The organism is Thermococcus sp. (genome assembly GCF_027008145.1).
Lineage (GTDB): Archaea > Methanobacteriota_B > Thermococci > Thermococcales > Thermococcaceae > Thermococcus.
Genome location: NZ_JALTCZ010000080.1, coordinates 1 through 20,387, shown reverse-complemented (window position 1 = coordinate 20,387; position 20,387 = coordinate 1). Strand labels below are relative to the sequence as shown.

Genomic DNA, 20,387 nt, shown 5'->3' with positions numbered 1-20,387 from the left:
GGAGAAATGAGGAGCCTTAGAATAGCGCTGGCCTCGGATTGGTTCTACCCAAAGGTTGGTGGAATAGAGACTCATATAGATGAGCTGGCTCGCAACCTGCTGAAGGCCGGCCATGAGCCTTATGTGATAACCCACGATTACAGGTATATGCAACCCTATGACGGGAGCTTCCCCTACCCAATAAAGAGGTTCCCGGCAATGTTCTACGTAAAGAAGCACCACATAAGCCTCAGCCCGACCCAGCTCGTCAGGATAAATGAGTTCTACAAGAGCGTTCCCTTTGACATAACCCACATCCACAGCATATACTCCCCCCTCGCAATAGCGGTAGCCAACGTCTCAAGGGGGGTAAGGGACGTACCCGTGGTCGCTACCAACCACTCGTTCTTTGGCAGCCCTCCAATGGCCAGCTTCGTTAGATGGGAGCTCAGGAGGAGCCTGAAGAGGGTCGACCACTTTATAGCGGTCAGCACGCCCGTGGCAAGGGACACGACAGAGCTCATCGGCGACCTCAGAAAAGAGAGACCCATAGCAGTTATTCCCAATGGAATAGACACCGAGACTTGGAGACCCCCTGAAGAGGAAGAGCGCATGCAAGTAAGGAAGAGGTTCGGATTGAGGGACGAGATAGTCCTCTTTTACGTCGGCAGAATGACCGGCAGAAAGATGGCCCACAGGCTACCCTTCGTTATAAAGCGGGCCATTGAACTGACGGGGATAGAAAAGAAGAGGGTTCACTTTGTGGCGGTTGGGGAGGGGGATAAAAGGCCGGAGTTTGAAGAAAACCTAAGAGAGACGGGAATCGGTGAAATAACGTCACTCTTTGGCTTTCTCCCGCGCGAAAAACTGAAGGAGCTCTACTGGGCCTCTGACATAGTCCTGATGCCCGGTGTCCTTGAGGCTTTTCCGGTGGTGGGGCTTGAGGCAATGGCCTCCGGCAGAGCCATAGTGGGCAGAAGAGAAAGCGGTCTCTCGGACATGGTGATAGACGGCCTTACCGGATACCTCGCCGGGAGCGAGGACGAACTCGCGGAGAGACTTGCCCTCCTGCTTGAAAATTACGAACTCATTAAAAAGATGGGCATCGCTGGGAGGGAAAGGGCCGTGAAGTGCTTTTCATGGAGAAGCATACTTAAGAGGATCCTCCACGTTTACAGAAACACCCTTAAAAGGGCAGATGAATTCGACAGGAAGTACCTGCTCTACAAGTTGGTGAGGGAGATAGGATGATGGTTGCAATAACATTCGACGTTGAGCACGACTGCCCCCCGTACCTAACGACAACGAAGGGCATGGAGGAAGGCCTCCCGAGGATACTAGACCTCCTTGAGGAGAAGGGAGTGAAGGCAACTTTCTTTTTCACGGCCGAGATGGCAAAACGTTTTCCCCACCTTGTGAAGCGCGTGATCGATGAAGGACACGAGCTGGGAAGCCACAACTACAACCACGAAAGGCTGGACAGGCTGAGCAGGGAGGAGGGAACGCAGGCCATTGAGAAGTCCTTAAGAGTTCTCAGGGAGTTCGGGGATGTCACGTCCTTCAGGGCCCCCAACCTTCAGTTCCCTGATTACTACTACCGAGTCCTTGAGAGGAACGGGGTGCTCATCGACTCTTCCAGGGCCACTTATAAGGGCTACCGCTCCGGTGTGAGGTTCTTCGGGAACGTTCTTGAGGTGCCGACCTCAACGACGAGCTCGGTTATAAGGCTCCCCTGGGGACTGCAGAAAATAATCCACTCCCGACTTAAGGAACCTAGGGTCTACTTTGCCCACCCTTGGGAGTTCGTCCCCATGCAGGGGGAGAAGGTAAGGTGGGACTGCAAGTTCAACACGGGAAGAAAGGCCCTTGAGCTCCTCGGCCTGTTGATAGACTATTATAAAGGAAGGGCGAAGTTTATGAGAATGTCCGAGTTCTACCCAGAATACCAAAAGCTTAAACGTAAGGGCTCCAACTCAGAGCGGTGGGAGACATGAGGGAAGCTATGTGGTGGGAGTCCCTCAGAGACGGGAGGGTTCGCTGTAAGCTCTGTCCCCTCAACTGCATCATCAACGAGGGCAAGAGGGGTTCGTGCAGGATAAGGAAGAACATAGGTGGAAAGCTTTACACCCTCAACTACGGCAAGGTTTCCTCCGTTGGAGCCGACCCCGTGGAGAAAAAGCCCCTCTTCCACTTCTGGCCGGGTTCGTGCGCCTTCTCCATAAGCACGGTAGGATGCAACATGCACTGCAAGCACTGTCAGAACTGGGAGATAAGCCAAGCAGATGAGAGCTTTCCATACCTACATGATATGACCCCGGAAATGGTCGTCAGGATGGCGAAGCGCTACGGCTGTGAGAGCATAGCCTACACCTACAACGAGCCAGTCATCTGGTACGAATTCGTTCTTGAGACGGCAGAGCTCGCGAAAAAAGAAGGGCTCTATAACCTTCTCATAACCAACGGCTACATCAACGAGGAGCCCTTCAGAGAGCTCGCTCCCTACATAGATGCGATGAACATCGACATAAAGGCCTTCAACGACGAATTTTACATGAAAATAGTAAGTGTCCCGAGCGGAGAGCCGAGCAGGAGAACCGCTGTGATAGCCAAGAAGGAATTCGGAATTCACGTCGAGCTGACCTATCTGATAATCCCGACGCTCAACGATAGGGAGGAAGAGATACGCGCCTTCGCCCGCTGGGTGGCTGAAGAGCTCGGCGACGACACGCCGGTTCACTTCTCCCGCTTCTTCCCGCACTACAAGCTTACCCACCTCCCCCCAACACCGCTTGAGACAATGGACATGGCCTACCGCGTTGCAAAAGAAGAAGGCCTGAAGTTCGTCTACATAGGCAACGTGCCCGGTCACCCGGGTGAGAACACTTACTGTCCCAGATGTGGGAGACCCGTGATAGTACGCTGGGGCTTTGAGATAACCGAGTACCACGTGACCCCAGGTGGGAAATGCGAATACTGCGGTGAGGAAATTCCGATAGTGGGTACCTACCAGAAAAAGCGCTATAGTGGAATGTGGTGGTGAACATGGAAAGAATTGAGGCTATCTTTTACATTGAGGGGCTTTCCAACGACAAGAAAGCTTTAGAAAACGCCTTGGAGGAAATAAAGAATGAGCTCCAGAATGAGGAGCTCGTGGAAGTGAAGGACATCCACGTGGAGGACATCATAGAGGCAGAGGACGAGCTCCTTAAGTATTCGGGGGTTGTTGAAGTCAGGGTCTCCGGCGGGTTTCAGGAGATAGTGAAGGCGGTTCTCAAGTACGGACCGGCCATTGTTGAGGTCGTCTCGCCGGGGAAGATTGAGATAAAGGGAGAAGACCTTGTAAAAGTCCTTGGCGAGGTCTCGCTCGTCATGGGGAAGCTCATGAACAGGTACGGTAGCCTCGCTGCATACCCCGACCTCTCCGAGATACCCATACCCAGAATGGGCTACTCAAGGGATGAGATAGAGGAGTTCATAACGGACGATAGGAACATACGCTACCGCTTCGTCATTGAGGTCACTGGAAAGGATGAAAATGGTGTTAAAGAGGTCATGGCCAAAGCTTTCACTCTTGAGGGGTGCAGAATAAACAGCCTGGTCCTGCGGGGCGAAACGACCGGGGAAGGGTTTAAGGGCCTCCTCGCTGCAGAACTACTCTCCACCTTCGACGTGATGTTCCAGCTGACGGCCAAATACGCCCCCATTGCAATCTCCATAGTTGAGCCAGAGATAATCGACGTAACCGCCAACGAACTTCAGAACTCGCTTACCGACCTAGGCGGTTTCGTCAACGAGCTGGTCACCAGACCACTCAAGAAGAAACTGCTCTCCCAGGGATAATATCGGCAAAAGGCGAATTGGGTATAGGCATTTAATTAAGCCCCCTTTAATTTTTACGGCAATAAGCGAGCTTTTTTCGGCCCGAGAAAGGGTCTGAAAGCGAAAAGTATATATACCCTTTGGGGACAGAGTTAGACTGACAGCACTTTAGTCAGGGCTTTAGCCCAACAACCCAGGAGGTGTTGTGAAATGAAGGTAAAGAAGATCGCGGCACTCGCAGTTGGTGCCGCAATGATTGGCGCAACCATTGGCTTTGCCAGTGCTACCACCGTTCCGAACATTCCGAAGAGCTTCTTTGTCAACAGCAATGGAACCCCGAACGTTAAAATCGTCGTTGGAAGCAATGCTGCCGCCATGGACGTTGCCAGTGCCGCCGATATAGCCGTCGCCCTTGGAAGCCTGCTCTACACCACGGAGCAGGTCAAAGCCCAGAACGCATACGTTACGGTTAAGGAGGTTATACCCCCGGCCAACGCCGCCAAGTGGACGATTTACGCTTACAACTACACCACAATCACCCAGGACCACGGGATAAACAACATCACCAGCTGGGCCACCAACTACACCGGGCTCCCGGACAACTACTGGTGGAACGGAGCCGCCTACACCGCCAACTATACCCAGTGGGAGAGCGGATTCAGCGTTCCGGTCACCCTTAAGGGTAAGGACAGCGTTGGAAAGTACAGCGTTGACTGGCACATAAACATAAACAAGGTTGAGCTCAAGGCCATCAAGCCTCAGAACTGGACCCAGGCCGCTCCGCCCGAGCAGGCTGACCTCGTTGTCCCCGTCGGCCAGATGAGCATCTTCGTTGACTATGTCCTCTACAACTACAGCTACACCGAGACAGTGACCCAGACCCTTGGCTCACCAGAGTGGGGTACCGAGACCGTCACTAAGAATGTTACCTACACTGCAATCGGCGACAAGGAAGAGGTCGCTGCCATGGGCGGAACCATAAACAGCGTCGTCCTTCCAGGTGTTAGCGCCGGTGAAGACTTCACGGTCTTCGGCAAGAGCTACCACGTCTACGAGGTTGGCAACGGCAGCTTCACCGTTGGATACGTTGGTGCCAATGATCCAGACTGGTTCAAGCTTCGCCAGCCAAAGATGATCGGCGACAGGTGGAACGTCACCGTCCAGGACATAAGTCTCAACCAGAACACCGCCATAGTCCTCGTCACCGACACCACCAACGGCCAGCAGGTTACCGCCATGCTTAACCAGAACACCCCGGTCTACATCTACTACGACAGCAGCGGACAGCTCGTCTGGGGCACCACGCAGGTTCCCGAAGCCGGCCTCATGCTTGACCTCAAGAGCACCTTCGTCGGTATCGACAACACCATCATGGCCAACATCTACTACGTCTATGACATTGAGAAGTACACAAGCGCCAACTTCCACCCGGCAGCTGGCTGGAACGCAACCATCAGCACCTACCAGAGCAACGGCGTCTACTACATCTCAAACATAACTCTCATCAACAACGAGAAGCTTGAGGGCAACCCGATCGACATCTTCGGTGCCTACAACCTCATGTACAAGTACGTGCAAAAGGGCTACGACGAATACTACAACCCGGCCGCTGACGACTTTGTGAAGGCACCCAAGAACAAGAAGTTCATAGTTGCTTACGCCTACATCTGCCTCAAGGAGAAGCAGGGTAAGATAATTGAGAAGGAGCTCAAGGTCGGCGACACCCTGCCGGACAGCAGCTACACCGTTGAGGCCATCTACGCCAACAACATCGTCATCAAGCCCGTTACCGAGCCGATAACTGTTATGGACTTCGAGGTTAACGTCAGCAACCCAGGCAGCAACCTCATCCTCGTTGGTGGTCCGGTCGCCAACAGCGTTACCAAGTACCTCGTCGACGAGGGCAAGAGCAAGGTTAACTGGTACAACAGCCCAGGCAACGTTGAGTACATTCCAAACGCCTTCGGCAACTACGGCGCAGTCATAGTCGCCGGTGCCACCAGGAACCAGACTAGGATCGCAGCCGAGGCCCTCATGCAGTACCTCGCCGAGCTCGCCAAGGAGTGAGCTCTTTCTTACCCTTTCCTTAACATTTTCTCACCTCTCAGGAGGTTTTAGGGGTGAACAGAAGGGTTCTAGCACTGACCTTAGTGGCACTAATTATTCTGGCTCCAATTGCATACGTTGCCTACGCCTACAAGAACTTTGACTCCGTTCTCAACCCCGGGAAACCCAAGGGGACATCAAACTATGTCGTGATATACCACGATGGCCAGTTCTATGTCCTAACTTCGGAGAACTACGCCAGCGCGCTAGCCGGTGGAAAAAAATTACCTCCAGGGTCAAAGGTCTTCAACGTTACTCTGAAGAGCTACATCACTGGCAGTCCTGAAGTTGACCTCAATCTCACTTTGAGGAGCTTCTACAACCGCTTTACGATAGTTATAGGATCCCCATCCGTCCAGGAGTGCAAGACCAACCCCGAAGCCTATCCCGGGAACTGCCAGATGAGAACCGCCGTGGCAGCTGAAGTCTCTGCCCTCACCTCGGCGATATTCTCCGCCAACTACTACATAAAAGCAAAGGATATGGGGTATGACAACGCGAGCGCGAGGCAGTACGCTTATCAGCAGACCCAGATGAGGCACCAAATAGCTTACCTCAGCTTCATAACCAAGCTTAGTATTGGCATGGGTAGTCTTGGAAACGAGAAGAACCTCGCGGTTCTGCTCATAGGCCCCGCTGAGGGAGCAAAGTGCAACTGTGTCTTTGCGCCCAGGAAGGGGCTCCTCGTAATCGAGGGGACAAGCGATGCAACCCTCAGGGCAGAAGTCGTTCTGATAGAGAACATCATCGGCTTCAAGTGGCCACAGGGCAACAACACGAAGACTGTTCAAATCACAGGGTGATCTTCCCTTCGAGCATTTTTCTTTTATCTTCCCTAAGGAGTGAGAAAAACTCCTCCTCGCTCCTGAAGGGTCTCTTTGCCAAGATTTTAACGACCCTCCTCTTTCCTATGCCCGGAATCAGCTGAAGGACTTTGGGGCTTTCGCGGTTCACGTTTATCGGAACTGGGATTCCGGTTATGCTCCTGAAGCCGTGATCCACTATCAGAACGTCATAAAAGTGATTCAGCGGCACTTCCTTTGGGATGCCAACTGCGAGAGGGTAGCTCCCCATCTGCCTGCCGTAGATGAGACCGCTGTCGAAGACCTCCGCGCGGACATCCCTTAGAACCGTCCCCACCGGGACGACTCGCTTAAGCATCGGCAGGTCAATCTCGTGTCTTATCTTGTACTTGTAGTGCTGGATTAACCTTTTGTGCCTCTCGGTCTTAACCTTGTTCCTCATGTGCCATAGCGGTGTCCCTGGAAAGACCACCACCTGCCGGATGTTTATCCTCCTCACCATCAGACCATCATCCAGGAGCCTCTTCAGGAACTGAAAGGTCAGCTCGTAGCTCTTCTTCGTCTCCCCAGGAAGACCAAAGATTATGTTTATCCCCGGTAGGAGCCAGGGCATACCGTTGTAGCCCCTTCTCCCGCCGACTTCGTTGAGTATCTTCACGGCCTCGTAGGTTTCCTCCGCTGTGGCATTGAGGTTGTTTAGTTTGGCAACCTTCGGGTCTGCACTTTCAAGGCCAAAAGCTACCACGTTTCCCGGTGTTCCGTACTTGATGAGGGTCTTGGCTATTCTAACGCTCTCCTCGGGATAGTTTGCTATTACCGCTGGATTAGCGTTGTCCACGTGGAGGGTCTTAACATCGGGAGCAACTGAGCGTATGCCAGTAAAGAGCCTTTCTATTGCCTCCTGATTGGGAATCGGGACCCTTCCGTTCGGCTTCGCCATATAAGAGAAGATGCAGCTCTGCCTCCCAATCCTGAAGTGCCTCACTCCCAGATCGTAGAGGGTTTTAACCTCAGCAACAACGTCTTCAGCAGGCCTGTCCTCTACAGCTCTATAGCGAACCGGTTCTGTGCAGAAGGAGCAACCACCTATGCCCATCGCCTTCGGACAGCCCCTTTGTGTTTCAATCTCAACTATGACAAAGCTCGGAAAACCTGGAAACTGCTCAACGACCTCGGCACCGAGGATTGCATAGTCCCTCAGCTCGGTGTAGTCCCTGAAGCGAAACGGATCTGCATCCTTCGGGTTGCTAAAGTAGTCGAAGAGAAACGCCTCTAAATCACCGTAAACGACGTGGTCAAAAGCAGAATGAGCCAGCGAAAGCTCGCGGGAGGCTATCTTAGTTCCACCGGCGTGGGCAGAGCCCATGAATGCCGGTCCACCTAGGATTTTCTCGGCCTTATAGTCTTTTATGAACTTCGCTATCTCCTCGACCTGAGAGGGGACTGCAGAGAGGTACTTTCCAGGGGTGTGGAGGCCACCGATGTAGATTATTACCTCGGCTCTACCCAGAATCCTCCCAGCCTTTGGGAAGTTCGGTGTCTTGTTCTTCGTGGCAATTCCCCTCTCACCCTCAAAAGTGGCCCTGAGGTCGTCTATGGTGAGGTAGAAGACCTTTGCGTCCTTTCGGGCCTTCTTTATTGCCCCATAGGCGTACCGAGGGTAGATTCCGAGGTAGGGGGGAACACCCAGGCCTGCTGGCTCGTCGGTGTAGCCGTCAATGAGGGCAACTATCATGTTCCACCCTCATGGGGTTCGGTTTAAAAATGTGGCGAACTCATAGAATCCCCCTCTTGGAGAGGTAGAGTTGTATCTCAAAGACATCCTCGGGGGACAGCTGGAAAACCCTCTTCCCGGCGAGGGGTACGGAGTTCAGGAAAACCCTCAAGGCTTTAGCCTCCTCCCTCCCGAGGCCGAGCATGTGGACCGACTTCTTCAGGGCCGAGCTGACTGTGCTCCTCCTGTGCTGGAAAAGTGCCCTGACGAGGTTTTCGTTCAGCTCTATCCTTTCAGAGAGTGGCTTTGGCTCCAGAAGGACAACGGCAGAGTCAACCTTTGGTATCGGCCAGAAGGCACGCTTTCCAATGCGCTCGACCAGCTCGGCGTTGGCCTTCGCCCTGATCATGAGGGAAAGGCGGGAGTAGTTCTTATCCCCCGGCTCCGCAACCATCCTCTGGGCGAACTCAAGCTGGTATATGAGGACTGCCCTCTCGAACTCCTGCTTAAGTAGCTTAAACGTCACGGGGGAGGATATCTGATAGGGGAGGTTGGAGATCATCTTGTTGAAAGGTGGCCACTCAACCCTGAGTGCGTCTCCCTGGATGAGCTCCACGTTGGGCCACTCGTATTCATTCCTAAGGATCTCAACGAGTCGGGTGTCTTTTTCTATTGCATACACCTTCCCGGCTCGCTCCGAGAGGGCGTCGGTGAGAACCCCAAGGCCCGGCCCGATTTCAAGGACTACATCCTTTTCACTCAGTTCTGCCCTTTCAACGTTCCTCTCTATTATATCAGGTACTATGAGAAAGTTCTGCCCGAGGTCGCGGTTTGGCTTGAGGTTGTATTTGTAAATAAGGGAGAAAAGCATATCCCTCATAGACGGAATATCCTCCTGTGCCCAACGAAGAGTTTGTAGCGATCCTTATCCTGGAGCTCATCCACTATGCGCTTGGTTATCATCTTTATCGGATCGGGAAGGCCCTTGACGCGCTTTCTCAGGTCTTCAAAGCTCTTGAACGGCTCCCTCTGGCGCTCCTCTATAATCTCCCACATGTGCTTCTTCCCTATCCCTGGGAGGAGCTCAAGGCTGTGGAGCCTGTTGGTTATCGGAGGGGCAACGTTGAAAAACTGGACGAAGCGCTCCTCATTGTTCTTAACTATCTCCTCGACAACGTAGGGAAGCTCGGCCTTGGCCGTATCGGTGAGCTCATCATAGGAAAGCTTCTTGTTTATGAGGAGTATCTTGTCCCGGTCCCCCTTACCAACGAAGACTCTCTCGTAGAGCATGAGGTCAACCTTTGGAGTAACTTCGAGAAGTGTAAAGACCTTCTCGCCGATAACCTGAGCAACGGGCTTTCCGGTTCTGCGACCACTCATGAGGTCAACGTAATAGCCATCAGGAAGGTAGTCAAGAACGTAGGCATATTCCTCGTACTCTACGTTCCTCCTCTTCTTCTCAATACTTTCGCGGTAGGAATGCTTCCTGTACCTATCCATACTCTCTCCCCCAGAAACTATTCCGGCCTGAAGTTTTTATACTTTCCTCAAGAAAAGAAGAAATCAGTCGAGGGACCGGTACTCGTCGAGAAGCTTTATTATCTCCTCGGCTTCCTCCCTGCCCGGCATGTAGCTCTCCTTCGCGAAGATCACACGGATGTCGAAGTAGTCTCCGGGCATTATATCCACTATCTTAGCCGCAAGCCTCTCGTCGAGCCACTCGAAGAGGCCGATCAGTCTCTCCTTGAGCTCCATCGCCTTCTCGGGCGGAAGCTTTGAGAACTTCTCCGCGTGTTCGAGGCTTATCTTTGCCTCGTAGAACATGGGCTCCTCAGGGTTCTCCTCCATCCCCTCGGCTCTCCTGCGCTCGAGGAGCTCCCTGGCCTCCGCTATTGTGATGAACCTCTCCTCGAGCTTCTTCCTGCCTATCATGGTCATCCCTTCTGGGGCCTTAGATGAACCGGGTGGATGAAGAACGTCTTGATCTTCCCGCCGTCCTTGATCTCTACCACGTAGGCGTCTCCACGCTTCCCAACTACCGTCCCGGTTCTTCCGTGGAACCTCGGGTCAGGCATTCCCTTGTGGTAGCTGGGTTCTATGACTATGTGAACCTTCTGGCCGACCTCAAACTCCTGAAGGAAGCGGGTGAGCGGCGGCAGGCCCTTCTTTCTCGGGTGCTTGCTGAGCTTCCCGCGCGTCTTCCTCCTAAAGCTGTGCGCCTTTTGAACCATACCAATCACCTCTCAGAGTTTCAACACTAACCAAACGGAACTTTAAACTTTTCAGCCGGGGGCATCTTCTTCACTCCGTTTAGGCTCAGGACTAACCCCCTGGGAATCACTAAAAGCCTCTACGCGGGATTTATAAATCTTTCCAACTAGTCCTCAAGGATGTTCAGGACATCGAGCCTCTCGCACCAGGCTTTCTTTCCGAGCAAATCGCTCACACTCGGTTTCGTTCTGCCCTTATCCCCGGAGATGAGTTCCTTTATGTAGAGACCGCCGTCGGTGACGAGGCGCAGCTCGAAGTGTTTATCATCGATCCACCTGGCCTCAGTTTCATAAACCCTCTTAACCCTAACTTTGTCGGCCCTAACCTTCCTTACACGCCAAGGCGTTCTCTGGCGGATTTCTAAGCCTCTAAGCTTTCTCGCGACGTCCTCAGCTTCCTCCGGCGTGACACTCCCCTCGACCAGAACAAGCGCGAGGTATTCCTTCCGGTGGCTCTTCGTGAGGACTTCCTCGGCTTCCTTCGCGGAGATGAAACGAAGGCCTGTAACTTCAACTTTGCCGCTCACGTCTATCTCCCTAGATATCTCCTTAAGGTTTACCCTTCTCCGCTTTGGCCCCTTTATCTCAACCACAAAGGGCCTCCCGCTGCCGAGCATGCGAACGTCCACGTCCTCCCTTCCAGCGCCTTTGAAAATGCACTTTCCGCCGAAGGCCTTCGAGAAAGTCCGGCAGATTATCGAGGCTACGCTCTCCTCGAAGTCCGGAAGGGGCGTCTGGGGGATTCCCCTCACCAGCTTTCTGTAACGGCCGTAAACATAGATCGGGTTTATCTGGAGTTCAATTTTACCGGAGTAGGGCTCGACTATGAACACCACATCCGAATTGATCAAGGCCTCCTTCCCCGTTTCCCTGCTGAAGGCCTTTCCAAGCTCACGGTTGAACTCGCGGTTTATCGGCTCGGCTGTGCCTATGCCAAACTCTTCCCAGATTGTCCTCTCCTTCTCGATGACCTCATCGGGAAAACGGGAGCCGATCCTGAAGGTCTCGAATTCAATTTCCCCGGAGCCTTCAATCATCTTCTCAACGAGCTCAGGAATCCTTTCAAAGACGTTGCCACACAGCTCGCACCTTTCCGGCTCCTCCAGAGGGGGAAGACCCTGAGAAGCTCTCTCCATGTTGAGGACGAAGCGTATAGCCTTCCCCCTCTCCTCGTTCGTTCCCTTTCCAAGCCGGGCAAAGAGCCTCCCAAGGCAATGGTCGCATAGCCCGTATTTCTCCAGAACCTCATCAGCCCTCTCGACTATCATCGTCCCACCCTAAACCTTTTATCGGCCTCCCCCTACTCCGAGCGATGATGACTCGAAGGCAGAGGATAATAAGCCTTTTGGAGGAAAGGGACTACTCACCGAGCGAGCTGGCACAGGCACTTGGGTTAAGGGGGAGGGGTTCAAAAAAGCTTGTCCTCGACGAGCTCAGGGCCATCCAGAAGACGCTCAAACGGGAGGGCAAAGTCTTACTGATAAAGCCTGCCGAGTGCAGGAAGTGTGGCTTCCGCTTTAAGCCGGAGATAAAGGTACCCTCACGCTGTCCGAGGTGCAAGAGCGAGTGGATAGAGGAACCGAGGTTTAAGATTGAAAGGAGGGGCTGATATGAGAAAGGTTGAGGAGTTCATGAGGAAACACAACCTTGGGGTTGGGGATTTGGTTAGAATACTGAAATGGGAAGGGAACGAGCTTTTGGCCTTTGAGGGCCTCGTAATGCCGCCCTACGAGCTTTCCCCGGGGGAAACGCTGACGATAAAGCTCGACAACGGCTACAACATCGGAATCCTTATCGACGCAATCGAGAAGGTCGAGGTTCTTGAGAAGGCCGCCAAGAGACCGAGGATGGCTTTCCAGGAGGTTCTCCCAAGGAAGGAAGGCTTACCGAACGTCACAATCCTCGGAACAGGTGGGACAATAGCGAGCAGGGTAGACTACAAGACAGGAGCAGTCCACCCGGCTTTCACGGCTGAAGAGCTCGCCAAGGCTGTTCCGGAGATATTCGAGATGGCCAACGTGACGCCGAAGCTCATCATGAACATCCTCAGCGAGGACATGAAGCCCGCTTACTGGAAAAGGATAGCCCACGAAGTTGCAAAGGCCCTCAACTCCGGCGAGGACGGAGTTGTTATAGCCCACGGAACCGACACGATGGGCTACACGGCCTCAGCATTAAGCTTCATGCTGGGAAACCTTACCAAGCCGGTCGTCCTCGTTGGAGCCCAGAGGAGCTCAGACAGGCCGAGCAGTGATTCAGCCATGAACCTCACCTGCGCGGTCAGGATGGCTACGAGTGACGTTGCCGAGGTAATGGTGGTGATGCACGGCGAGACGAGCGACACCTACTGCTTAGCACACCGTGGAACGAAGGTAAGGAAGATGCACACGAGCAGGCGCGATGCGTTCAGGAGCATAAACGACGTCCCGATAGCCAAAATCTGGAAGGATAGGATAGAGCTCCTCAGAGACGACTACAGGAGGAGGGGCGAAGGAGAAGTAGGGGTTGACGACAGGATGGAGGAGAAGGTCGCGATCCTTAAGGCCTATCCCGGAGTTAGTGGTGAGATACTCGACTTTCTTGTTGATAGGGGCTACAAGGGTGTTGTCATAGAGGGGACCGGCCTCGGCCACGTCTCCCAGGACTTCATACCGCACGTGGAGAGGGCAGTACAGGAAGGTGTCGCAGTATGCGTCACGAGCCAGTGCCTCTACGGCAGGGTCAACCTCAACGTCTACTCCAACGGCAGGAAGCTCCTCAGGGCTGGAGCGATACCCTGTGAGGATATGCTCCCGGAGACGGCCTACGTCAAGCTGATGTGGGTTCTCGGCCATACTGATGACCCCGAGGAGGTGAGTAAGATGATGCTCACCAACTACGCCGGCGAGATAACACCCTACACGAGGTTCGACACCTTCCTGAGGTGATGAGGATGACCGAAAAGTTCAATTATGAAAAGCTCGGTCTCAAGGTCGGCCTTGAGATTCACAGACAGCTCGATACGAAGAAGCTCTTCTCGCCTGTTCCCAGCGAGCTAAATGAAAAGGTTGATTTCATCTTTGAGAGGCGCCTAAGGCCAACGATGAGCGAGATGGGCGAAATAGATCCAGCCGCTCTGGAAGAGTTCAAGAAGGGGAGGAAGTACATCTACGAGGGCAACTACGAGCTGACGGATCTGGTTTACATAGACGAAGAACCGCCGAGGGGACCCGATAGAGAGGCCCTTGAGGTTTCCCTCCAGATAGCCTACCTCCTCAACGCCAAGCCGGTCGATGAAGTCCACTTCATGCGTAAGATCGTGATAGACGGCTCTAATGTTTCGGGCTTCCAGAGGACGGCGATAATAGCGATGAACGGAAAGGTTGACACGCCTTGGGGGAGCGTTGGAATCCCAACCATATGCCTTGAGGAAGACGCCTGCAGAATCGTTGAGAGGAAGGAGAAGGAGGTAATCTACCGCCTCGACCGCCTGGGAATTCCCCTAGTGGAGATAAGCACCACCCCGGACATACACCACCCGGAGCAGGCTAAGGTTGTAGCGAAGTACATAGGCGACGCTTTAAGGGCAACCAGAAAGGTCAAGCGCGGTCTCGGAACGATAAGGCAGGACCTGAACGTCTCCATCAGGGGCGGTGCGAGGATAGAGATAAAGGGAGTCCAGGAGCTCGACATGATCCCGCTAATCATCGAGCGCGAAGTGGAGAGGCAAGTAAACCTCCTTAAAATCCGCGATGAGCTGGGGGAGAGGGGAGTAAATCCCGAGGAGGTAAAGGAGGAGTTCCACGACGTGACTGAGATTTTCCAGAACACTGAATCGAAGATAATAGCGAGGGCCATCAGGAAGGGCGGTAAGGTTCTCGCCGTCAGACTTCCGGGATTCAGGGGGCTCATAGGCAGGGAGATACAGCCGGGTAGGCGGTTAGGCACCGAGATGGCTGACAGGGCCAAGAAGTATGTAAAGGGGATCTTCCACATTGATGAACTGCCGGATTATGGAATTACAGAAAAAGAGGTTAACGCGGTTATCGAAAAACTTAGCCTCGGTGAGAAAGACGCCTTCGTCCTCGTTGCTGCGGAGGAAGAAACAGCAAGAAAGGCCTTAGCCGAGGTCGTTAAGCGCGCTAAGGAAGCGTTAGAAGGCGTCCCGGAGGAGACGAGAAGAGCCTTACCGGACGGAAACACCCAGTACATGCGCCCGCTCCCTGGCAAGGCCAGGATGTACCCGGAAACCGACATACCCACGATATTCCTGCCAAGTGGGTACAAGGAGAGAATAAAGGCGAACCTTCCAGAGTTGCCACAGGAGAGGGTCGAGCGCTATGTGAAGGAGTACAGTATCGATAAAAGCCTTGCCGAGACCCTCGTCAACGACGAGCGCGACGAGCTCTTCGAGGAGCTGGTGAAGAAGGGCATAAAGCCATCGCTGGCCGCTTCAGTCCTCGTGGTAGTTCTCAAGGGCCTCAAGAAGGAGGTTCCGATAGAGAAGGTAACCGAGGAGCACATAAGGGGGGCCTTCGAGCTCTACCTTAAAGGCAAGATCGCCAAAGAGGCCTTCGAGGAAATATTCAAGGAACTCGCAAGGAACCCGGAGAAGACCGCGAAGCAGGTTGCAGAGGAAAAGGGTCTAACGCTTCTCAGCGAGGAGGAAGTTGAGAGGATTGTTGACGAGGTAATTCAGCAGAACATCGATGTCATAAAGGCAAAGGGAATGGGCGCGATGGGCATGATAATGGGAAGGGCGATGGCGAAGCTTCGTGGCAGGGCCGACGGTAAGCTCGTGAACACACTGGTGAGGAAGAAGATTCAGGAGCTGAGCTAAGCTTTTTATCCCCTTCTCCAAATTTCCTCCATGAGGTATAGGTATCGGGTGCTCCACTACACCTATCCCGATGATTCCGAGACACTCTCAAAGCTTAAAGGGGTGCTCAGGAGCTACACCCTCCTATTGAACCCGGACAGGACTTCCCTTAGGGACGCCCTCTTAATGACCGCCATGACGAGCGATGAGATGATAATCGCGCGGTCTGGAGATACTTTTCTCATAGCTCCCCTTCAGGACGTCCCGCTCGGCTGGACTTCCGGGGAGGAGTTTCTCGTAAGCAGGGAGAGGGGTCTTGAGAAGGTTGCCGAGGAAATTGTGGGCAGAGAGAAGGGTACAACCGCCCTGAAGGGTGCCTTGATAGCTGGTCTCATGCTCCTGATATTATACACCGCCTATCACTACCGTGCCCTTGAAACTGTGAACAACATACTCCTCTTCATTGGGGTTCTCCTGAGCATCCTTGGAGGCCTGCTAAAGGGCTATAAGAGGAGAAGGGTCAGGGTATCGGCTCCCCCTCACCACCCGGAGTGAGAGAAAACTCATCATCCAAGGGAGCTGGACTTAAGGCTTTTAAACCTGAACTCCCAAAGATACCCCATGATAAAGGAAATTCGAAGCATCCATAGAGGGGTAAAACGGAGTGACTTTCACGTGGACTATATGCGGGCAACCTGCCCGATGCTCTCCGACTGCTCCAGAAGGGTGGAGGGGGCACTCCGCTCGGCCGGAGTCTCCTACACCCGACTCGTGGATCCCGACTGCTACCCCCTAACAAGCCTGGCCGGGGACGTCTGGGGGACTGACCTGACGGTTCTTGAGCTGAGAGGCGAGTTCAGCAGGGCGTTCTACCTCATAAAGGGGTCCTTTGAAATCAAAGACGTTAAGAAGGACTTCACAATAGGGTTCAGGATTAAAAAGCCGGAGGGTCTGAGGATTCTGCTCTCCTACCTCTGTCGTGAAAAGATTGGAAAAAGGCATGCTAAGCACTCGGAAATAAGCTTCATCCTCAGCCTCCTCTCGGGGATGCTGGGCTCGTTGCTCTCCCAGGGACTCAACCCATTCCTCCAGATCATCTTAGGTACCCTCGTGATGACGCTGATCTTCATAACTCTGGAATATCCCCTGTCCATCCTGTGGCTCAAAGGGGTCAGCCTTGAGAGGAGGAAGAAAAAAGTCCACGTTATGGCGGTGAAAATAGGTAGGAAGACCTAACGTCCAAGCTCCTTGTGGGCCTTCGCGAGGTGCTTTGCCGCTATCGCTGCGAGGAGCGAAAGTTCCCCAGCAAGAACTGCACCGGCCACTATTTCGGCGAACTTCTTGGCGTTGCTTCCCGGAGGGTCTCCCCCGCCTGCGACGCCCATGATGCTCAGAGCCTCCCTCTGGGTTGGAACCCTCGTTCCACCGCCAACGGTTCCTATCTCAAGGCTCGGCATCGTGATGCTTACGTATAGGTCTCCCTCTGGCGTTACCTCGGCCAGAGTAATGCCGTGTGAGCCCTCCGTTATCTGGGCCTCATCCTGGCCCGTTGCGAGGAATATCGCCCCGATTATATTCCCGAAGTGAGCGTTGAAGCCGTAAGAACCGGCTTGAGCCGAGCCGACGAGATTCTTGCGGTAATTGACCTCAGCTATGAGCTCCGGTGTCGTCTTCAGCTTCTTCTCCACGATCTCCCTCGGGATTACCGCCTCGGCTATGACCGTCTTACCCCTTCCAAGGATGAAGTTCGTGGCGTTTGGCTTCTTGTCGACGCATAGGTTGCCCGAGAGAGCTAGATACTTAACGTCCGGGAAGTGCTCCTCGATGGCCTTCATTATCTCCTCGCTTGATATCGTTACCATGTTCATGCCCATTGCATCACCGGTCTCAAACTCAAACCTGAGGTAGAGGTTGTTGCCGACTATGAAGGGCTTAACTCCCATCAGCTTCCCGTGCCTCGTGACCCTGCTGACTGCTTTCTCCTGTAGGTAGTCGAGGTTGTTCTTCACCCACTCGGCCACTTCCCTCGCCCTCCTCGCGTCGGGGCACTTCAGGAGCGGTGCCCTCGTCATCTTATCGTCTACAATTGTCGTCTTGACGCCACCGGCCTCGGTTAAGGTGGAGCAACCGCGGTTGACGGAGGCAACCAGTGCTCCTTCCGTCGTTGCAAGGGGGATGTAGAATTCGCCCTTTGCGTATTCACCGTTTATTTTAAGCGGCCCAGCAACGCCCATCGGTATCTGGACGACACCTATCATGTTCTCAATGTTCCTTCCTATGAGCTGGTTCGGGTCTATAGAGTAGTGGCCTATGTTTTCGAGCTTCACTCCAAGCTTCCTCTCAAGGGCCCTCCTCCTTATTTCAGTGGCGAGTTTCTTATCCTCCGTGTACATCTCAACCTGATGGAGCTTTATCTCGCCCTTTGCAACCTTTTCCACGAGCTCTTCAAACTCCATTTCAGCAACCCCCGACTCAGCCAAACATCCAGTCCTCAAGGACTTCACCGACCTCTTTAAAGGCAATCGCGGCGTCGCTCTTGGACATGTACCTAACGATTGGAACGCCGACGTTTATCGACTCGGGAACGTTGTAATCGAAGGGAACCCACCCAAGAACCGGGACGTTGAGGTCGTCCTCAATTGCCTCAATTATCTTGTCAACGACGTCCGCGCTCTCCCTAACCTTGTTGAGGACGACCCCGATGTTGAGGTTGTACCTCTCCCCCAAAGCCTTGAGCTTCTCGATCTCGTTCTTCACCATCGTCTCGAAGGAGTATATAGGTGAACGCTCTATCTCGACAACGATGAGCTGGTAGTTGGCCACCTGAAACGTCGGGAGGGTATCAAAGGGAACACCCGTTGGCGAGTCAACAAAGACGACCCCGAACTTGTACTTGACCTTCTCCAAGATATCAACGAGCCTCTTGGGCGATATACCGAGGACGTCCTGGAGTTGAGTGCTACCGGGCATTACGTAGACTCCGGTTTCCTTGTGCTTGTAGATGGCCCACTCGGGGTCAATGTCGGGGTTCTTGAGAAGGGTGTGGACGGTGTATTTGACCGTGTCGAGAGCGAAGTGAAAACCGAGGTTGGGTAGGTAGAGGTCGCCGTCAACGGCCAGAACACGATACTCCTTCATGGCAAGGTACGTGCTGAGGTTGGCCGTCGTGGTAGTCTTACCGGCACCCCCTCGTCCAGTAACGACTATCACTGCCATTTCATACCCCTCTACCGTTTTGATTAGTGATTGGGGATATAAGGTTTCCGATTAAAACGCCCCAGGCTGACCTCTTCCCTGTCCTAAAGGGCGAGGTTTTCAAGAGATAATCCATCAGTGGAACGGGAATGGTCAGGAAACACCACACCTGTCATCATGAACACAAAAGGTTTATATCACTCCCCCATTTAGATAACGGTTGTAAGGTTAAGGAGATGATCCCCATGACTGAAAAGATGCAGGCCATTATGAAGACGAAGCCAGCCTACGGTGCCGAGCTCGTCGAGGTTGACGTTCCAAAGCCCGGCCCGGGCGAGGTTCTCATAAAGGTCCTTGCGACCAGCATATGCGGTACCGACCTGCACATCTACGAGTGGAACGAGTGGGCCCAGAGCAGGATAAAACCACCCCAGATAATGGGGCATGAGGTCGCCGGTGAGGTCATCGAGGTCGGCCCGGGCGTTGAGTCCCTTAAGGCCGGCGACTACATAAGTGCGGAAACCCACATAGTCTGCGGCAAATGCTACGCCTGCAGGCACAACCGCTATCATGTCTGTCAAAATACCAAAATATTCGGTGTCGATATGGATGGGGTGTTTGCCCACTACGCTATCGTTCCCGCCCAGAATGCCTGGAAGAATCCAAAGGACATGCCACCGGAGTACGCCTCCCTCCAGGAACCCCTCGGCAACGCAGTCGACACTGTCTTGGCCGGCCCGATAGCCGGAAGGAGCACACTCATAACCGGAGCCGGCCCTCTCGGACTCCTCGGAGTAGCGGTGGCCAAGGCGAGCGGGGCTTATCCCGTCATAGTCTCAGAACCCAGCGAGTTCAGGAGGGAGCTGGCCAAGAAGGTCGGGGCAGACTACGTTGTAAACCCCTTTGAGGAAGACCCGGTTAAGTTCGTAATGGACATAACCGACGGCGCAGGAGTCGAGGTCTTCCTTGAGTTCAGCGGGGCACCTAAGGCCCTTGAGCAGGGTCTTAAGGCGGTAACCCCTGGTGGCAGGGTCTCCCTCCTCGGACTCTACCCGAGGGACGTTACCATTGACTTCAACAACCTCATAATCTTCAAGGCCCTTGAGGTCCACGGCATAACCGGAAGACACCTTTGGGAGACCTGGTACACGGTCTCAAGCCTCATCCAGAGCGGAAAGCTCAACCTCGACCCGATAATCACCCACAAGTACAGGGGCTTTGAGAAGTTTGAGGAAGCCTTCGAGCTGATGCGCGCGGGCAAGACCGGTAAGGTCGTCTTCTTCCCGCACAAGGGTTGAAGTTTTTCCTTTTCTTTCCCTCTTACAGTTTTCCCGGCACCGCAATTCTCTTAAGTCCTCTCGCTCATCCCCACCGGAGGTGGGGGTATGGAGCTAAGCTACCAGGAGAGGCTCACGCTCATAAAGCTGGGAGAGTTCAAAAGGGCCAAGTTTGAGGAGCTGGTAAAAGAGACAAACCTTGAGCAGGTAGCGGTCATGAGGGCAGTCCTCGGCCTTCAGGCGAAGGGTTTGGCAAAACTTCACGAGAGGAGCGAAAGGGTCGTCAAGCTCACCGAGACAGGAAAGAAGTATGCTGAGATAGGCCTTCCTGAGTGGAGGGCTCTGAAAGTTCTGAAGGAGAAGGAAAAGGCAACTCTCGACGACCTCAGAGGGGTTCTCAGCGATGACGAGCTCAAGCCGATAGTC

Annotated in this window: 20 protein-coding genes and 1 pseudogene; 13 read left to right on the top strand and 8 right to left on the bottom strand. The window is 53.7% G+C overall.

Translation table 11 applies throughout. From position 1 onward, the window contains the following. Window positions 1-6: 6 nt before the first annotated feature. The 6 genes from MVD07_RS03795 to MVD07_RS03770 all read left to right on the top strand — a co-directional run bounded on the left by MVD07_RS03795 (window position 7) and on the right by MVD07_RS03770 (window position 6,707). Window positions 7-1,230, top strand: coding sequence for a glycosyltransferase family 4 protein (locus tag MVD07_RS03795; RefSeq protein ID WP_297498859.1), 1,224 nt, complete (start codon window positions 7-9; stop codon window positions 1,228-1,230). Beyond that, window positions 1,227-1,973: a polysaccharide deacetylase family protein gene (locus tag MVD07_RS03790; RefSeq protein WP_297498857.1), complete on the top strand. Its 747-nt coding sequence runs from the start codon at window positions 1,227-1,229 to the stop codon at window positions 1,971-1,973. Before MVD07_RS03795 ends, MVD07_RS03790 begins: the two co-directional genes overlap by 4 nt. Then, window positions 1,970-3,019, top strand: a complete 1,050-nt coding sequence (gene amrS, locus MVD07_RS03785; RefSeq protein WP_297498900.1) for an AmmeMemoRadiSam system radical SAM enzyme — start codon at window positions 1,970-1,972, stop codon at window positions 3,017-3,019. Before MVD07_RS03790 ends, amrS begins: the two co-directional genes overlap by 4 nt. A 2-nt stretch (window positions 3,020-3,021) precedes the next feature. After that, a complete protein-coding gene (locus MVD07_RS03780) occupies window positions 3,022-3,819 on the top strand; it encodes a hypothetical protein (RefSeq protein WP_297498897.1) in 798 nt (265 codons plus the stop codon). 189 nt (window positions 3,820-4,008) lie between these two features. Continuing rightward, window positions 4,009-5,865 (top strand): S-layer protein, encoded by a 1,857-nt coding sequence (locus MVD07_RS03775; RefSeq protein ID WP_297498855.1) that lies wholly within the window; start codon window positions 4,009-4,011, stop codon window positions 5,863-5,865. Between the two features lie 53 nt (window positions 5,866-5,918). Then, complete coding sequence (locus MVD07_RS03770) at window positions 5,919-6,707, top strand: hypothetical protein (protein ID WP_297498852.1); 789 nt, start codon at window positions 5,919-5,921, stop codon at window positions 6,705-6,707. Here the strand turns inward: MVD07_RS03770 and MVD07_RS03765 are convergent. The 6 genes from MVD07_RS03765 to MVD07_RS03740 form a co-directional block, all read right to left on the bottom strand. Beyond that, the gene (locus MVD07_RS03765; RefSeq protein WP_297498849.1) at window positions 6,697-8,442 is read right to left on the bottom strand and encodes a radical SAM protein; all 1,746 of its coding nucleotides are present in this window, start codon (window positions 8,440-8,442) and stop codon (window positions 6,697-6,699) included. The genes MVD07_RS03770 and MVD07_RS03765 overlap by 11 nt on opposite strands. Window positions 8,443-8,482: 40 nt before the next feature. After that, window positions 8,483-9,301 carry a 16S rRNA (adenine(1518)-N(6)/adenine(1519)-N(6))-dimethyltransferase RsmA gene (rsmA, locus tag MVD07_RS03760; RefSeq protein WP_297498847.1) on the bottom strand — a complete coding sequence of 273 codons (819 nt, stop codon included), beginning with the start codon at window positions 9,299-9,301 and terminating at the stop codon, window positions 8,483-8,485. After that, complete coding sequence (locus MVD07_RS03755) at window positions 9,298-9,921, bottom strand: DUF655 domain-containing protein (RefSeq protein WP_297498844.1); 624 nt, start codon at window positions 9,919-9,921, stop codon at window positions 9,298-9,300. The genes rsmA and MVD07_RS03755 overlap by 4 nt, the downstream gene beginning before the upstream one ends. A gap of 63 nt (window positions 9,922-9,984) precedes the next feature. After that, on the bottom strand, window positions 9,985-10,353 hold the full coding sequence (locus MVD07_RS03750; RefSeq protein ID WP_297498895.1) for an RNA polymerase Rpb4 family protein: 369 nt from the start codon (window positions 10,351-10,353) through the stop codon (window positions 9,985-9,987). Between the two features lie 2 nt (window positions 10,354-10,355). Further along, window positions 10,356-10,652 carry a 50S ribosomal protein L21e gene (locus MVD07_RS03745; RefSeq protein WP_297498842.1) on the bottom strand — a complete coding sequence of 99 codons (297 nt, stop codon included), beginning with the start codon at window positions 10,650-10,652 and terminating at the stop codon, window positions 10,356-10,358. Window positions 10,653-10,798: 146 nt separating this feature from the next. Beyond that, a complete protein-coding gene (locus MVD07_RS03740; protein WP_297498840.1) occupies window positions 10,799-11,959 on the bottom strand; it encodes a tRNA pseudouridine(54/55) synthase Pus10 in 1,161 nt (386 codons plus the stop codon). A 44-nt stretch (window positions 11,960-12,003) separates the two neighbouring features. Between MVD07_RS03740 and MVD07_RS03735 the strand changes: the two genes are divergently transcribed. The 5 genes from MVD07_RS03735 (at window position 12,004) to MVD07_RS03715 (ending at window position 16,725) form a co-directional block, all read left to right on the top strand. Beyond that, complete coding sequence (locus MVD07_RS03735; RefSeq protein WP_297498837.1) at window positions 12,004-12,300, top strand: transcriptional regulator; 297 nt, start codon at window positions 12,004-12,006, stop codon at window positions 12,298-12,300. A 1-nt stretch (window position 12,301) separates the two neighbouring features. Then, window positions 12,302-13,618 carry a Glu-tRNA(Gln) amidotransferase subunit GatD gene (gene gatD / locus MVD07_RS03730; protein ID WP_297498834.1) on the top strand — a complete coding sequence of 439 codons (1,317 nt, stop codon included), beginning with the start codon at window positions 12,302-12,304 and terminating at the stop codon, window positions 13,616-13,618. A gap of 5 nt (window positions 13,619-13,623) precedes the next feature. Further along, entirely contained in the window at window positions 13,624-15,510 is a 1,887-nt protein-coding gene (gene gatE / locus MVD07_RS03725) for a Glu-tRNA(Gln) amidotransferase subunit GatE (RefSeq protein WP_297498893.1), read from the top strand. Between the two features lie 30 nt (window positions 15,511-15,540). After that, entirely contained in the window at window positions 15,541-16,044 is a 504-nt protein-coding gene (locus MVD07_RS03720) for a hypothetical protein (protein WP_297498832.1), read from the top strand. Window positions 16,045-16,110: 66 nt separating this feature from the next. After that, complete coding sequence (locus MVD07_RS03715) at window positions 16,111-16,725, top strand: hypothetical protein (protein ID WP_297498829.1); 615 nt, start codon at window positions 16,111-16,113, stop codon at window positions 16,723-16,725. Here the strand turns inward: MVD07_RS03715 and hmgA are convergent. Further along, entirely contained in the window at window positions 16,722-17,945 is a 1,224-nt protein-coding gene (hmgA, locus tag MVD07_RS03710; protein ID WP_297498825.1) for a hydroxymethylglutaryl-CoA reductase (NADPH), read from the bottom strand. The genes MVD07_RS03715 and hmgA overlap by 4 nt on opposite strands. A 16-nt stretch (window positions 17,946-17,961) precedes the next feature. Then, window positions 17,962-18,705, bottom strand: coding sequence for a MinD/ParA family protein (locus MVD07_RS03705; protein ID WP_297498822.1), 744 nt, complete (start codon window positions 18,703-18,705; stop codon window positions 17,962-17,964). A 224-nt stretch (window positions 18,706-18,929) separates the two neighbouring features. Between MVD07_RS03705 and tdh the strand changes: the two genes are divergently transcribed. Beyond that, the gene (tdh, locus tag MVD07_RS03700) at window positions 18,930-19,982 is read left to right on the top strand and encodes an L-threonine 3-dehydrogenase (RefSeq protein WP_297498890.1); all 1,053 of its coding nucleotides are present in this window, start codon (window positions 18,930-18,932) and stop codon (window positions 19,980-19,982) included. 87 nt (window positions 19,983-20,069) lie between these two features. Next, a pseudogene (locus MVD07_RS03695) lies at window positions 20,070-20,387 on the top strand (phenylalanine--tRNA ligase subunit alpha); the annotation flags it as partial.